This is a genomic window from Massilia sp. MP_M2 (genome assembly GCF_039123635.1).
GTDB lineage: Bacteria > Pseudomonadota > Gammaproteobacteria > Burkholderiales > Burkholderiaceae_D > Telluria.
The window spans coordinates 375,565-390,493 of record NZ_JBCHJF010000001.1; the positions used below are offsets into that span (position 1 = coordinate 375,565).

Below are 14,929 nucleotides of genomic sequence, written 5' to 3' on the forward strand. Positions count from 1 at the left end.
CTTACTAATCAAATTTTAACGAAGATCGATACCGTTTTTCGTATCGATAACTAGCCGTCAAACGTGCAGGAAACGCGATTCGGGCAGGCCGCGCAATTCGAGCGCCTGCGCAAACAACGCACCCGACAGCGGCGCGGCCGCACGCTGTTGATCCGACATGCCAAGATGGGCGCTGGTGACGAACAGCGTCGTCAGGTCGGGCCCGCCGAAGGCCGGGCAGCTCGGCTGCGGCGCCGCCAGCGACACTGTCCGCTCGAGCTGGCCGTCGGGCGCAAAGCGCGCCACGATGCCCGCGCCCCAGCGCGTGCTCCACAGATAGCCGGCGGCGTCGATCGTCGAGCCGTCAGGCTCGCCCGGCACGGCATCGGCCGCGACGAACGTGTGCACGCGGCCCACTTCGGCGCTGCACGGGTTGTAGTCGGCGTACAGGATCGCCTTTTGCGCCGAGTCGGCAAAGTACATGCGGCGCCCGTTGGGACTGAAGCAGATACTGTTGGCGATGGCGGCGTTGGGCAGCGGCAGGCGTTCGAGCGACAGGTCGAGGTTGAGGCGGTAGAAGCCGCCCAGTGCGTGCTTCGGATTCTCGGCCTGGTTGAACATGCCGAACACGAAACGCCCCTGGCGATCGCAGCGACCATCGTTGATGCGCGTGGATGGAATGTCCGGTTCGACATCGCAGATGCGCGTGACCTTGCCGCTCGAGAAAGTGAAGAACGCGAGACCGGACGCCAGCCCCAGCAGCAGGCGGTCGTCGCTGCCGGTCAGCGCGAAACAGCACAGGCGCTCGGGCATCGGCCAGCTCGCCGTACGGCCGGTGGCCGGCGTGTAGGCCCACAGGGTAGCGGCGGGAATATCGGTCCACAGCAGGCGGCCGGTGCGCTCGCACCACAGCACGCACTCGCCCAGCTCGTGCCGGGTGTCGGTCAGCACCTCCATCAAGCTGCCTCGGTGGTAAAACGAAAGCGCGACTCGGTGGCATACGCCTCGCCCGGGCGCAGGATCACGTTCGGGAACTGCGGCTGGTTCGGCGAATCGGGGAAATGCTGCGGCTCCAGGCACAAGCCGCTGCGGTGCCCGTAGCTGCGGCCCTTGCCGGATAGCGACCCGTCGAGGAAGTTCCCGCTGTAGAACTGCACGCCGGGTTCCTGCGTCCATAGTTCCAGCACGCGGCCCGAGACGGGTTCGCTCACCCGTGCCGCCCTGGTCAACGTCGTGCCTTGCGGCTTGTTCAGGACGAGATTGTGGTCGTAACCGCTGCCGTGGCGCAGCTGCTTGTCAGGCTGCCCGATCCGCTCGCCGATCTGGCGCGGCAGGCGAAAGTCGAACGGCGTGCCGGTGACCGGCGTGAGTTCGCCGGTGGGAATCGATTCGCTGTCGATCGCCACGAAGCTGTCGGCATCGATGGTCAGGTAGTGCCCCAGGATGTCGCCATCGCCAGCCAGGTTGAAGTAACTGTGCTGGGTCAGGTTGACGGGCGTCGCCTTGTCGGTCACGGCGTGGAAACGCACCACCAGTTCGTTGGCGTCATTGAGCTGGTAGACGACCGTGACATCGAGGTTGCCGGGATAGCCCATCTCGCCGTCGACGCTGCGGTAGGCCAGGCGCAGGCTGGCGCCATCGACGGTCGCCGTCCACAGGACCCGATCGAAGCCGCTGGCGCCGCCGTGCAGGTGGTTGTTGCCGTTGTTGACCGGCAGCTGGACCTGCGCGCCATCGAGCGTAAAGCGCCCCTTGGCGATACGGTTGCCGTAGCGGCCGATCAGCGCGCCGAAGTACGGGCTGTCGGTGCAATAAGGCTCGATCGAATTGAAGCCGAGCACCACGTCGGCGAACCTGCCGTCGCGGTCCGGCGCGTGCAGTTCGGTGATGATGCCGCCGAAGTCGATGATCTTTGCCACCATGCCATGGGCGTTGGTGAGCGTGAACTGGGTGACGGCGGCGCCGCCTGGCAGGTGGCCGAACGGCGCTTGCGTGATACCGGTTTGCACGGTGATGTGATCCTTAATAGACGGAGGGTCGGCCAAACACCGGCATGCCCTGGTCGTCCCAGCGCAACGGTTTCACGAAGGTGTGGCGGTCCGGGTTCCAGAGCGGATCGCCGACGATCTCGGTGTAGGTGCGCGCGTGGTAGACCAGCATCACGGTGTCGTTGTCTTCGGCCAGCGTGAAGCTGTTGTGGCCCGGCCCATAGACGCCGTGATCGTAGCATGTACGCAAAACGGGCTGCGCCGACTTGGTCCACGCGCGCGGATCGAGCAGATCGGCGTCTTCGTCGGCCCACAGCAACCCCATGGCGTAGTTATGGTCGGTCGCGCTGGCCGAGTAGCTGATGAAGATCTTGCCGTTGCGGCGCAGGACCGACGGGCCTTCGTTGACCCAGAAGCCGATCGTTTCCCAGTCGTGCTCCGGTTTGCTCAGGAGGATCGGGGCACCCTCGATCTGCCAGGGCGTCTTCATCGGCGCGATGTACAGGTTCGAATTGCCCTCGATGGCGGGGTCCTTCTGCGCCCACAGGTAATACAGCGTGCCTTTGTGGGTGAAGGTGGTCGCATCGAGGCAGAAGCTGTCGATGCCGGTGTCGACCTGGCCCATGAATTCCCACTCCCCTTCCAGCGGGTTGGCATGGCGGTTGCGGATCGCGTACATGCGGTGCTGGAACAGCTTGTCCTTGATGGCGCGGCTGGGCGCGGCGGCAAAGTAGACATACCAGGCGCCGTCATTGAAGTGCAGCTCGGGAGCCCAGACCAGCTCGGAATACGGGCCGGTCTCGGGCTTGTGCCAGGCATCGACCGTGGGCGCGGTGGCCAGGCCGGCGATGGTGGTCGCGCGGCGCAGTTCGATGCGGTCGTACAGCGGCACCGACGCGGTAAAGTAATAGTAGCCGTCGGTGTGCTTGTAGATATAGGGATCGGCGCGTTGCTCGATCAGCGGCTGGAGGATGGTTTCTTGCATCGTTGTTCTCTGTATGTGATTGTCAGGTGGTCGCGTAGCCGTGCGCCTGCATGTCCTGCTTGACGGTGATGTAATAGTCGTCGCTGATCCGGTACTTGAACATCAGCATCCCCATCAGGAAGTGGAAGAAGCCCGGAATCACCGACAGCATCAGCGCAATGCCCTGCAGCGCCAGCGCCGATTGCGACTGGTTCGGCACATAGCGGAAGTAATCGAGCAGGATCCCGACCATATAGCCGGCCACGCCCATGCCGATCTTCTGGCACACCGAGATGCCGCCGAATGCGAAGCCCGAGACGCGCTTGCCGGTCTTGACCTGGCCGTAGTCGATCGTCTCGGCGATGGCCGACCAGAATACCGGCGCGTGCAGGTCCACCACCAGCGAGAGCAGGAAATACAGGACGAAGGCGAGCACCATGTCGCCGGGCTGCACCAGGAAATACATCATCACGCTGAGCACCGCCACCGCGATCTGCGAATGCCGGAACAGCTTGACCTTGCAATAGAACTTGGTGGTCCAGGTCGAGACCACCATCGCCAGGATCGCCGCCGCCACGCCGGTCGACAGGAAGGCCGATACTGCCGCCGTGTCGCCGCCCAGGTAGTACTTGGCATAGTAGATCGCCACCGAGCCGCGGATCACGTAGCCGATGGTGCCGGTCACGCACACGGCGCACAGGATCAGCCACTGGTCGTTCTTGAGCAGCACGCGCACCTGCGCCAGCAACGGCTGCTTCTCGACCTTGTGCACGACCCGCTCGGTGGTGGTGAAGAAGCAGAACACGAACAGCAGCACGCCGATGGCGGCCATCACCGCCATCGCCGCCTGGTAGCCGGCAGCCGGATGCGCGCCGTCCCAGGCGCCGGCCAGGATCGGCACGACGATCGTCACCATGAAGGCGCCCACCTTGGCGAAGAACAGCCGATAGCCGTTGGCCGACAGGCGCTGCTGCGGATCGGCGGTCAGGCCGCTGATCAGCGAGATATACGGAATGCCCACGCCGGCCGTCATGATGGTCATGAGGATGTAGGTGGAGTAGGCCCAGATCAGTTTCGCGTCGTAGTCCCAGCTTGGTGTGGAAAACACCAGGAACACCGACAGGCCGTACGGCACCGCGAGCAGCAGCAGCCACGGGCGGTAGCGCCCCCAGCGCGTCAGGACCGAATCGGTCACCTGCCCCATCGCCAGGTCGGCCACGGCGCCGACGATCTTGACGACAACGAACAGCACCGCCAGGTCGCGCACGTGCAGGCCATAGATGTCGGTGTAAAAGAAGGTGATGATCAGCATCATCGACGAGATCACCACATTGAGCGCCATGTCGCCGGCGCCGAAGCCGACTTTTTCAAGCGTCGAGAGTTTTTGCGTTTGCACGTTTTCCATCCAATCAAAACAACGACGGGGCGCGGCAGGAAATCCTGCGGCGCCCGGTTGGAACAGGTCAGCCGGCCGTCAGTAAAGGCCGGCCGGCGCCCCTCAATTGCGCCACCTGAGCGCCAGTCCCACCACGCGGTCGTAGCGGCGCACGTCGCGCGGCAGCTCGGGCACGCTATGGTAGTCGTGGTACGACTGGTCCAGCAGGTTGCTGCCGTCGAGCGTGACCGTCAGCTTGTCGGTCAGCTTGTACGACACCGAGGCGTCGAGCGTCTTGAGCGGATCCACGACGATGTTGTACGGCAGCGCGCGGTAGTTGTACTCGGCGGTGAACTTGTCGCGCCAGCTGTAGGCAATGCGGCCCGACCATTTGCCGTACTCGTACAGCGCGACCAGGTTGGCCGACAGCTTCGACATGCCCGCAAACGTGTTGATGGTGCCGTCGGCTTCGGCCAGGCCGCCATCCATCCAGGTCACGTTGGCCTGCATTCCGAGCCCGCCCAGCCAGCCCGGCAGCTTCGTGTAGAACTGCTGGTACGCCAGTTCGGCGCCTTTGAGCTTGCCCTCGACCGCGTTGTACGGGCGGCTGACGTTGTAGGTCATGCCGTCATACGTTTCCGGCCGCGCGCTGCGGCGCAGGTAGTTTTCGTAGTCGTGCTGGAACAGCGTGCCGGTGATCGAGCCGGCCGGCGCGAAGTACCACTCCAGCGCCACGTCGACGTTCCTCGCTTCTTGCGGCTTGAGGTTCGGGTTGCCGGCGCTGCCAGTGGCCAGCGTCGTGGTGGTGGACGGGAACAGCGTCAGGCCCGGATTGAAGTCGCCGAACGGCGCCCGTTCGATCGCCTTGCTGGCCGACAGGCGGCCGATCAGGTCTTGCCTGAAGTGGGCGCGCATCGACAGGCTCGGCAGCACGTCATTGGTGGTGCTCGAGACGGTGACGGGCGAGACCACCCCGGCCGTGGACGAGAAGCCGCTGATGCGCTGCTTGGTTTTCACGTAGCGCAGGCCAGCGGTGCCGTCGATCGGCAGCGACCATGCATCGAAGCCGAAATTGGCCTTGATGTAGGCGGCGCTCGACTGCTCGCGGTCCGAGTAGAACGACAGCGGATTGTCCGGTTGCGGATCCGGATTGCCCTTGATGACCTGGCGGATCGCACCCGTGTTGTCGAGCAGGTAGTCCCGGCACGGCGCATAGAACTGGTTCATCCCGTAGTCGCCGCCCGTTTTCGGGCTGGTGCAGTTCAGGCCCGGGAAGTCGGTGACCTTGATCGCGTTCGGCGTGAACGCATTCGGCGCGGCCGTGTAGCCGTTCAGCTCGTGCACGAACGAGGCGTCGCGCTGGACGTGCCGTGCGCCCACGCTGAGTTCCTTGAAGAAGCCATCGGCCTCCGGCGTCCAGGCCACGTCGCCGCGCCAGTCGGTGGCCGCGCCGCGCGAGCGGTTGTGGTTATCGAACAGCGCGAACATCGTCCAGTTGGCCGGATCCGTCATGTCGGTGCCCGGGTACTCCAGGTAGCCGCCACCGTCGCGCACTTCGGCATTGATCGACTTCGACATGTTCATGACCGTGTCGAGGATCGGATTCTTCTGGCTGTACTTGCTGACCGTGCGCACCACCTCGCCGCTGACGCGCACGCCGGGGGTGGCCTTCCAGATCGCGCCGACGGCGCCCTGGTGGGTTTCCGAATCGTCGCGCCGCGCCTGGGTCGAGCTCAGCGTGAAGTTGTTCACGTTGGGATTGCTGATCGAACCGAGATAGTTCGAGCCCGGCATCGGCGTGACGGTGGAGCCGGGATTGTTGATCGGCAGGTCACCCACGAAAAAGATGCTTTGCGAGTCGTGGTCGATCTTGGTCGAGAAGCTCTCGGCGTAGAGCTCGAGGTCGCTCGACGGGCGCCACTGGGCCGACAGGTTGCCGGCCAGGCGTTCGCGATCGCCGCCGCTCATCACACGGCCCATCGATGGCGCGCCGATGATGCCGCGGTCGATCGTGCGAGGTTCGCCCACGAAGGCGGTTTCGTCATGGTAGCGGCCGCGCTGGTACGACAGGCCGCCCAGCAGGCCGATCTCGCCCATGGCCGTTTTCCAGCGGTTCGACAGCAGGCCCGAGACGTTCGGATCGATCTTGTCGGCCTTGTCACGGTGCTCGCCGCGCACATTGAAGGCGGCCTGCGCGCCCTTGAAATCGAATGGCCGGTTGGTGCGCACGTCGATGACGCCCGAGGTGCCGCCTTCGACCATGTCGGCGCCCTGCGATTTGTAGACGTCCACGCGCTGCAGCATGGCAACCGGCACATCGGCCAGGAACAGGCTGCGCCCGGCGGCGGTGAACATCTCGCGGCCGTTGTACAGCGTCGTGATGCCGCCCAGACCACGGATGACGACGTTGCCGGCTTCGCCGTTCTGGCGGATGACCTGCACGCCCGGCACGCGACCCAGGATCTCGGCCACGTTCTTGTCGGGAAATTTGCCGATGTCGTCGGCGACGATCGAATCGAGCACCTGCTCGGCGTTGCGCTTGATGGTCTGAGCGCTCTGCGCGGCCTGGCGAGTCCCGGTGACCATGACGACGGCCGCATCGCGGTCGGCACCGGCGCGCGCCGTGTTGTTTTCGGCGTTCGACGGCGCGCTGGCGGCCGGGACGGGCGCCGTGGCGGCGCCGACTTCCTGTGCGCCGACCGTCGCCGCGCTGATCAGGCCAGCGCCGGCCAGGGCCGCGACCGTGGCACGCAAGGCGAACCTGCGGCAGGCACCGGTGTGAGGGGTCGGGGAAAATGTGGGCGCAATGCTGCCCGGTGAATACCGTGTCATATGTCTCCTTAATCGTTATACGTCGCTGTGCGACTTTATTGTTTCGATGCTGTACGGAATGGTAGGAGATGCACCGAGAACGTTCCAATCAATTTTTCCGCAGTTCCGATACCGATTTACGTATCGACATTGCAAGTGATCGCGGTTGCTGTCAGCACGACTGTGACGGATGCTGCGATGCACTATTGCGGTGCAAAAAAATCGACGACGTGTGGGGATACCAAGGCGGATATGTCCTGATTCGGTACAACCGCGCCCATTGCTGGATGGACGTCAGACCGCATGCGTGCACCTTTATTGCGCATTGCAGCAGCTGTCAAGGCCGAGAATGTGGCGTCTCTGCAACGCCGCTGGTTGATTTTCAGCAATATTTTAAGCCCTTCGCAGTAGCGATTCGCGCCGCTGAAAAGGCCATTGAAATGCGTTGTTCTCCTATGAGAATCAGGTCCTGTCTGAATTTTTTTGATGCCGATTGCGGTCGTTTTCGTGACAATTCCGCTTGGGCGAACACGGTGACAGATGTCCGTCGGGCATGTCATGATTACTAGGCTATTTCACAAACAAACACTGGAGATTCATCCATGAAGCACAAAATTCTTGCCATCGCCCTCGTGTCGGCACTGCCACTCGTCGCCCAAGCCCAAACCAGCGTCACCATGTACGGTATGGTCGATGCGTCGATCGGTGTTGAAAACAACGATGCGCCTGGCGAGAGCAGCCGCACCGTCGTGTCGTCGGGTACCCAATCGGCCAGCCGCATCGGCTTCCGCGGTACCGAAGACTTGGGCAATGGTCTGAAGGCACTGTTCAACATCGAAGCCGCTGTTGCCGTCGATACCGGCGCAACCGATTCGAACATGTTCCAGCGCCGCGCTGTCGTGGGCCTGCAAGGCGCCTTCGGTACCGTGACCGTCGGTCGTGAATATGGCCCGATCGCTGCCGTTGCTGCCGCATCGGACACCCTCGGCCAGGGCTTCTACGGTTCGAACCTGGCTGCCTTCGGCGCCAACCGCCTGACCCGTCGCCTGTCGAACTCGGTCAACTACCAGAGCAACGCTCTGAGCGGCTTCACCGTGCGCGCTGCGTACGGCGCCGGTGAGCGCAGCATCGATCCATCGGGCGATGTGACCGGCGTCTCGCTGGAATACGCAAACGCTGGCCTGTACGTTGGTGCGGGTTATCAGAACGTCGAGCGCCTGGCGACCGGCGACGACAAAGAGTACAACGCAGGTATCGGCTACAAGTTCGGCGACTTCGAAGTGCGCGCCGGCTACATGGCTGCTGACCCAGAAACCGGCATCCTGCGCAGCGCCAAGTATGAGCAGAAGAACGCCGGCGTGTCGTACGGCTTCGGCGCCAACCGCGTCTTCCTGAACTACCAGCAGCAAGAACTGGCGACCGGCGCAGAAGGCAAGGCAGTCACCGTTGCCTACAGCTACACCCTGTCGAAGCGCACCAACGTGTACGCATCGTACGCAAAACTGCGCAACAACAACAACGGCGTGTTCTCGCTGACCTCGCCATCGGGCACCATCGCCCTGCCAGCGACGGCCTTCGGTTCGGACCCACAGGTCTACAACGTCGGCGTGCGTCACTCGTTCTAAGCGACGCCCTTTCGCATCGAGCGCATGTCGCTTGATGCGTGACGGACATAAAAACGGCAGACCGCAGGGTCTGCCGTTTTTTTACGTCGGCGGTTTGCCGGTCGGCGCTGTCAACGTTAAATAGGGGATACGTTGGTTCACCGGGTAGCGTACAGGTTTCAGGGGAATACGTGGCGTACGGCGTCATGGAATGACGGGGTCACGGGGTCATGGGGTCATGGGTCACGGGGTCACGGAGTTATACGAACGGCCTCATCCATCGCTGACGATGACAGCACCTGCTGCATTCAAACCACGCAACAAAAAAACGGCAAGCCCTGCGGCTTGCCGTTTTTCCTCACCCGCCATCCGGGCATGCAGGCCCGGACCAGCTTAGAACGTGTCCCACTCGTCAGCAGCGACAGCGACGCGCGGCTTGGCGTGCGCCCGTGCCGGCGTCGGCGCCGCATCGGCCATCTGCACCGCATGGATCCGGAACGCCAACACCGCTGCGTTCTGCTGCGTGCCCTCGTCCATCTGCGCCACCAGCTTGCTGCCGTCGGCCACCTTGCTGCTCGAGTCGCCGATCAGCGTCTTGATTTCCTTGGCCGCCGCTGCCGAACGCTGCGCCAGATTGCGCACTTCGCTGGCCACGAACGCAAAGCCCCGTCCCTGCTCGCCCGCACGGGCCGCTTCCACGGCCGCGTTAAGCGCAAGGATATTGGTCTGAAAAGCGATGCTCTCGATGACGCCAATGATGTCGCTGGGCCCTCGATGGGGGGCGGGTAAGTTCCGCGGAACAGTTGCTGCGCAGCGCAGTCGGTGTCATCAACAGATAACGTTGACTGCGCCTAAAAAAAAAAGGCAAGCCGCAGCTTGCCGTTTGTCGATGCCGTTCATAAGGCAAACTCAGCCCGAACTCAGAACTCAGAACTCTTCCCAATCCCCCTCCGCTACCGGCGTTGCGCCGGACGCTGCCTTGGGTTTGGGCAGTGCCTTGGCCGATGCGATTGCCTTGCGCGGCGCCGGGGCCGGCGTTGGCGCCGGGGTTGGGTCCGGGGCCGCTGTCACGATTGGGCCACGCGCCGGAGCAAGCTTGGCCGGCACCACCGGCGGCGGCGCAGTTGCTGCCGCGGACGCCTCCTGCATCTGCTCCCCATCAATCTGGAAGACCGCCACCGCCTGCGCCAGCAGGGCCGCCTGCTCGCGCATCGAGGTCGCCGCAGCCGTTGCTTCTTCGACCAGCGCCGCGTTCTGCTGCGTGCCCTCGTCCATCTGCGTCACGGCCTGGTTGATCTGTTCGATGCCGGCGGTCTGCTCCTGGCTCGCCGCGCTGATCTCGGTCATGATGTCGGTCACGCTGCGCACGCTGTCGACGATCTCGCGCATGGTCTGGCCAGCCTGCGCCACCAGCTTGCCGCCCTCGGCGACCTTGTCGCTCGAATCCTGGATCAGGCCCTTGATCTCGCGGGCCGCCGCCGCCGAGCGTTGCGCCAGATTGCGCACCTCACCCGCTACCACCGCAAAGCCCCTGCCCTGCTCGCCCGCGCGGGCCGCCTCCACCGCAGCGTTAAGGGCCAGGATATTGGTCTGGAACGCGATGCCATCGATGACGCCGATGATGTCGGTGATCTTGTTCGACGACGTGTTGATGCCGTCCATGGTGCCAACCACCTTCTCGATCACGTCACCGCCGCGCGATGCGACGCTCGAGGCCAGGCCCGCCATCACATTGGCCTGGCGCGCATTGTCTGCATTCTGGCGCACCGTCGCTGTCAGCTGTTCCATCGACGACGCGGCTTCTTCCAGCGCCGCGGCCTGCTGCTCGGTACGGATCGACAAATCGTGGCTGCCCGCCGCCACTTCGGCAGCCGCCACCGCAATCGTGTCGGTCCCCACGCGCACGGTGCCGACGGTGCGCGCCAGGTTTTCATTCATGGTCTTGAGCGCTTGCAGCAGCTGGCCCGTTTCGTCATGTGTGGTCACCTCGATGCGACTGGTCAGGTCACCGGCTGCGACCGTGTTGGCCACCTCCAGCGCCCGCGCCAGCGGCCGCGTGATCGAGCGCGTGATCGCCCACGCCGCCAGCACCGACAGCAGCACTGCAACGCCGCCCAGGCCCCACATCAGGCGGCTGGTATTGCGGTACGTGGTGGCGGCGTCGCGCGCGGCCTCGTTGGCGATCGCGACCTGCAGCGCGGTCTGTTCGGCCGTTGCCCGCTTCAGGCGCATCAGCAGCGGGCGCAGGTCTTCGCCAAGCAGCGCGCGCGCCTCGTCGACTTCCTCGGCATCGAGGTGCTTGATCATGGCATCCTGTCCGGCCTTGTAGAGCGCGGTTTCTTTTTCCATCTGACCGAGCAATTCAAGCGCTTTCGGGTCACGCAGTGACGCCCGCAGCTTGACCAGGATGTCATCCATGGCAGCCCGCGCGACCTTGATGTCCTTGACCTGGCGCCGGTGGTCGGAGCCGCTCTCGCTGAGGATCATATTGCGCAGCGAGATGGCGATATCGTTGATCCTGTCCTGCATCTGGGTCGTCAGCGCGATGCGCGGCATGCGCTCGTTGACGATCTCGGCGGTCCCGGCGTTGGTGCGGGCCAGCATCGCGTTGCTCAGCACGACCATTACGACCAGCATGATGCAGATCAGGCCAAAGCCCAATGCCAGCCGCTTGCCGATACGCAGATTTGCCAGCGCCATGGGATGGCGTTTCTTGTTTAGTCCTGTCATGGTGATCCTTGTAGAGCGCGGGTACTGAAGATAGTTACCCTAAGAGAACATTACAAGCGCCTTTTCGCAATGTCGATAGATCGATGTCAATACCAGAAAATAAAACCTGGTTTAGGTAAAAAGTATGGTGCGCCCACAACACGTCGTATCGCCTTGTCATATCGATATGGCCCATGTGGCACGCATCGTGCTTGCGATAAATGGATAATCCATCCACCATCAGTTCCGGGAGCTTTATGATCATCCGCAGACTCGATCCACGCACTATCGCCGAGTCGATGCCGTACCTGAGCACGCTGCTGCTCGATGCCGTCGCCGATGGCCATTCGCTGGGATTCGTCAACGGCCTTGACCAGGATCAACTCGACGCCTACTGGCAAGGCATCGCGGAAGAAGTGGGACTGGGACAACGCGTCTTATTGGCAGCAGAACGTGAGGGCGTACTGGTTGGCAGTATCCAGCTCGAATTATGTACGAAGCCAAATGGTCACAACCGCGCCCAAGTGCAACAGTTGCTCGTACACTGCACCGTACGGGGCAGCGGCATCGGGATGGCGCTGATGCAAGCCCTCGAGATCGAAGCGCTGGCCTTGCGTCGTGGCCTGTTATTTCTGGATGCCGCAGTGGGTTCGGGCGTCGAACGGCTGGTGCAACAGAGCGGCTACGAGCGGGTCGGCGAGTTGCCCGAGTACGCTTGTACGCCCAATGGCCGCTGGCACGCGACGGCAATCTATTACAAGACACTGTTTACTCGCAACCGGCGCTGACCGACCGACCCTGCCGCCCGCATCGTTGAACGAGCGTGTGCGCCAACCGTTTGTGGCGTAGAATTCGCCGGATTGAACGTTCTGGAAAGCAATGTGACTGGCATATCGTCCACCATATCCCGCAGGCCGCTGCGGGCTTATTTGCTCTGGCTTGTCCTGGTGACGCTGTTGCCGGGCGTGGTTGGCGCATCGCTCCTGTTCGTCCATCAGTACCAGAAAAGCCGCGCCCAGTTCGAGCGCAACACCATGCAGACCGTGCGCGCGCTCGTGCACACGGTCGATAGCAAGCTGCTGCAGGCGCAGGTCATTGCCCAGACCCTGTCGACGCTCGACGCACTTCAGGAACGTGATTTCCCGCGCGTGCACCGCCAGGCGCGCGCAGCACTGCAACTGGCCGGCGACGGCATGACCGCCGTGCTGCGCGAGCGCAGCGGCGAGCAGATTCTCAACACCGCCTTGGCCTACGGCGAACGGCTTCCGATCGAAGCATCCGATTCGCTGGAACAAGTATTCGCCAGCGGCCGGCCGGCCATTTCTCGGGTTTTCGTCAGCAAGGTCGTCGGCCAGCCCATCGTCAGCGTCGACGTGCCGGTAATGATCGATGGCAGCGTGGCTTACATACTGAGCGTCGGCGTGCGGCCCGACTATTTCGACGACATGCTCACGCCCAAATCAGTGTCGGATGGCGCGCGTGCGTCGGTCATCGACGCCGGGGGTACCATCTTTGCGCGCAACCTGAGTCCCGAACGCTTTGTCGGCAACCGCGTCACCGATCCGCTGTTCCATGCCATCGAGCGCAAGCGCGAAGGGATCGTGCCGTCGGTGTCGCAGGAAGGCACCGCCCAGCTCACCTTCTACTCGAGCTCTGAAGCCACCGGCTGGCACGTGGCGATCGGCATACCACGCGCGAATCTGAACCAGGTGCTGTTCGAACCACTCGCCGCACTGTTGACCGGCGTGCTGCTGCTGTTCGCCGTCGGCTTGTGGCTGGCGTGGCAGATCGGCGGGCGCCTCGCGCGTTCGGTCCAGGCCCTGACCATGCCCGCGCTGGCGCTGGGCAAAGGCGAAACACCGCCACGCTTCACGCAAGTGCACGTCAAGGAAGCGGCCGAAGTGGCCGAGGCCATCGGCGCCGCATCGACGCTGCTCGGCGAACGTGCGCAGGCCCTGGCCGTCAAGGAAGCCGAACTGCGCGACGCGCACCGCATGGCGCGCTTCGGCACCTGGCACATGCAACTGCCGGGCGGCGCCTTGGTGACGTCCGAATCGGTGCCGCACATCTACGGGCGCGAACTGCCGCCGTTCGACGAGCAGCGTGGCGTGCTGCTGCCCGAAGAATCGTGGCAGCGCGCCAATGCCCTGATCCGCGAGCTGCAACGCACCGGTGGCAGCGGAAGGCTGCAGCTGCAGGTGCTGCACGCAGAAGGCCACCGCATCTGGATCGACCTGCACTGCGAGGCGGTACAGGACGGCGACGGGGGCGTCTTGTCGCTGCGCGGCACGATCCAGGACGTGACCGACCGCGTCAACGCCGAAGAAGCGCTGCGCCAGGCCGACCAGCGCAAGAACGAATTTCTGGCGATGCTCGCGCATGAACTACGCAATCCGCTGGCGCCGATCGCCTCGGGCGCGCAGTTGCTGGGCCATGACACACTCGACCCGACGCGCACGCGCCAGATCAGCGCCATCATCGCGCGCCAGGCGCGGCACATGGCCGGCCTGGTGGACGACCTGCTGGACGTTTCACGCGTCACGCGCGGCCTGGTGGCGTTGTCGAAAACCCGCATCGATGTCAACGAAGTGCTGGCCGAAGCGATGGAACAAATCCAGGAACCGCTGCACCAGCGCGGCCACACGCTGGAATCGTCGCTGCCGGCGACGCCGGGCTGGGTGATGGGCGACCGCAAGCGCCTGGTGCAGGTGGTGGGCAACCTGTTGCACAACGCGGTCAAGTTCACGCCTGCCGGCGGCAAGCTACGGGTGGCGCTCGAACTGGACGCATCGCGGCTGCGCATCGTGGTGGCGGACAACGGCATCGGCATGCTGCCCGAAGAAATGGACCGTGCGTTCGAGATGTTCGTGCAGGGCGAGCGCACACCCGACCGCACGCAAGGCGGCCTTGGCATCGGGCTCGCGCTGGTGCGCAGCCTGGTGCAGCTGCATGGCGGCAGCGTGCGCATGGAGAGCCCCGGCCAGGGCCTGGGCAGCACCTTCATCGTGACGCTGCCATGCAGCGCCGGCAACAGCGCCGGCAGCAGCGCTGCGGACATGCCCCGGACCGGTGTGACGCAGCAGCTCAAGGTGCTGGTAGTGGACGACAATATCGATGCAGCCCAGGTGCTGGCGATGTACGTCAGCGCTGCCGGGCACGAGGTGGCCGTCGAACACGATCCGTTCGATGCCTTGCTGCGCGCCGCGCAGTTCCTACCCGACGCCTGCCTGCTCGACATCGGCCTGCCCGGCATGGATGGCCACGAACTGGCCCGCCGCCTGCGCGCGGCCCCGGCCACAGCGCATGCCTTGCTGGTGGCCGTCACCGGCTATGGCCAGTCCCGGGACCGCGATGCCAGTAGCCAGGCCGGGTTCGACCATCATCTGGTCAAGCCGGTCGACATGGCCGACCTGGATCGCATCCTGACTGCGGCGGCCAGTGGCGCGGCTGCTTCCGCGTGAGCGCTGGCTGGCGCGCTTAGCCGGGCTGACTTGCGCTC

The 14,929-nt window shown here is 64.0% G+C and carries 9 protein-coding genes and 1 pseudogene; 3 read left to right on the forward strand and 7 right to left on the reverse strand.

Annotated elements, in window-relative coordinates:
* Positions 1–57: 57 nt before the first annotated feature.
* The 5 genes from RCH14_RS01695 to RCH14_RS01715 all read right to left on the reverse strand — a co-directional run bounded on the left by RCH14_RS01695 (position 58) and on the right by RCH14_RS01715 (position 7,138).
* Positions 58–939 (reverse strand): SMP-30/gluconolactonase/LRE family protein, encoded by an 882-nt coding sequence (locus RCH14_RS01695; RefSeq protein ID WP_343024430.1) that lies wholly within the window; start codon positions 937–939, stop codon positions 58–60.
* Positions 936–1,988: an aldose epimerase family protein gene (locus RCH14_RS01700; protein ID WP_343024431.1), complete on the reverse strand. Its 1,053-nt coding sequence runs from the start codon at positions 1,986–1,988 to the stop codon at positions 936–938. Before RCH14_RS01700 ends, RCH14_RS01695 begins: the two co-directional genes overlap by 4 nt.
* 13 nt (positions 1,989–2,001) lie before the next feature.
* Positions 2,002–2,952: a glycoside hydrolase family 43 protein gene (locus RCH14_RS01705; protein ID WP_343024432.1), complete on the reverse strand. Its 951-nt coding sequence runs from the start codon at positions 2,950–2,952 to the stop codon at positions 2,002–2,004.
* A gap of 22 nt (positions 2,953–2,974) precedes the next feature.
* Positions 2,975–4,336, reverse strand: coding sequence for an MFS transporter (locus RCH14_RS01710; RefSeq protein WP_343024433.1), 1,362 nt, complete (start codon positions 4,334–4,336; stop codon positions 2,975–2,977).
* 93 nt (positions 4,337–4,429) lie between these two features.
* Positions 4,430–7,138, reverse strand: a complete 2,709-nt coding sequence (locus RCH14_RS01715) for a TonB-dependent receptor (RefSeq protein ID WP_343024434.1) — start codon at positions 7,136–7,138, stop codon at positions 4,430–4,432.
* A gap of 581 nt (positions 7,139–7,719) precedes the next feature.
* Here RCH14_RS01715 and RCH14_RS01720 point away from each other — a divergent pair.
* A complete protein-coding gene (locus RCH14_RS01720; protein WP_343024435.1) occupies positions 7,720–8,742 on the forward strand; it encodes a porin in 1,023 nt (340 codons plus the stop codon).
* Between the two features lie 372 nt (positions 8,743–9,114).
* On the opposite strand, the pseudogene RCH14_RS01725 reads toward RCH14_RS01720, so the two are convergent.
* Both RCH14_RS01725 and RCH14_RS01730 read right to left on the reverse strand, forming a co-directional pair.
* Positions 9,115–9,483, reverse strand: a pseudogene (locus RCH14_RS01725) (methyl-accepting chemotaxis protein); the annotation flags it as partial.
* Positions 9,484–9,648: 165 nt separating this feature from the next.
* The gene (locus tag RCH14_RS01730) at positions 9,649–11,421 is read right to left on the reverse strand and encodes a methyl-accepting chemotaxis protein (protein WP_343025026.1); all 1,773 of its coding nucleotides are present in this window, start codon (positions 11,419–11,421) and stop codon (positions 9,649–9,651) included.
* A gap of 266 nt (positions 11,422–11,687) precedes the next feature.
* Here RCH14_RS01730 and RCH14_RS01735 point away from each other — a divergent pair, with 266 nt between their 5' ends.
* The gene (locus tag RCH14_RS01735) at positions 11,688–12,218 is read left to right on the forward strand and encodes a GNAT family N-acetyltransferase (RefSeq protein WP_343024436.1); all 531 of its coding nucleotides are present in this window, start codon (positions 11,688–11,690) and stop codon (positions 12,216–12,218) included.
* Positions 12,219–12,359: 141 nt separating this feature from the next.
* Positions 12,360–14,891 carry an ATP-binding protein gene (locus RCH14_RS01740; protein WP_343024437.1) on the forward strand — a complete coding sequence of 844 codons (2,532 nt, stop codon included), beginning with the start codon at positions 12,360–12,362 and terminating at the stop codon, positions 14,889–14,891.
* The last annotated feature ends 38 nt before the right edge of the window (positions 14,892–14,929 follow it).

Coding starts and splice junctions, on each gene's coding strand:
- RCH14_RS01705 (WP_343024432.1), bottom strand. CDS start 2,952: ATGCAAGAAACCATCCTCCAGCCGCTGATCGAGCAACGCGCCGATCCC.
- RCH14_RS01710 (WP_343024433.1), bottom strand. CDS start 4,336: ATGGAAAACGTGCAAACGCAAAAACTCTCGACGCTTGAAAAAGTCGGC.
- RCH14_RS01715 (WP_343024434.1), bottom strand. CDS start 7,138: ATGACACGGTATTCACCGGGCAGCATTGCGCCCACATTTTCCCCGACC.
- RCH14_RS01720 (WP_343024435.1), top strand. CDS start 7,720: ATGAAGCACAAAATTCTTGCCATCGCCCTCGTGTCGGCACTGCCACTC.
- RCH14_RS01730 (WP_343025026.1), bottom strand. CDS start 11,421: ATGGCGCTGGCAAATCTGCGTATCGGCAAGCGGCTGGCATTGGGCTTT.
- RCH14_RS01735 (WP_343024436.1), top strand. CDS start 11,688: ATGATCATCCGCAGACTCGATCCACGCACTATCGCCGAGTCGATGCCG.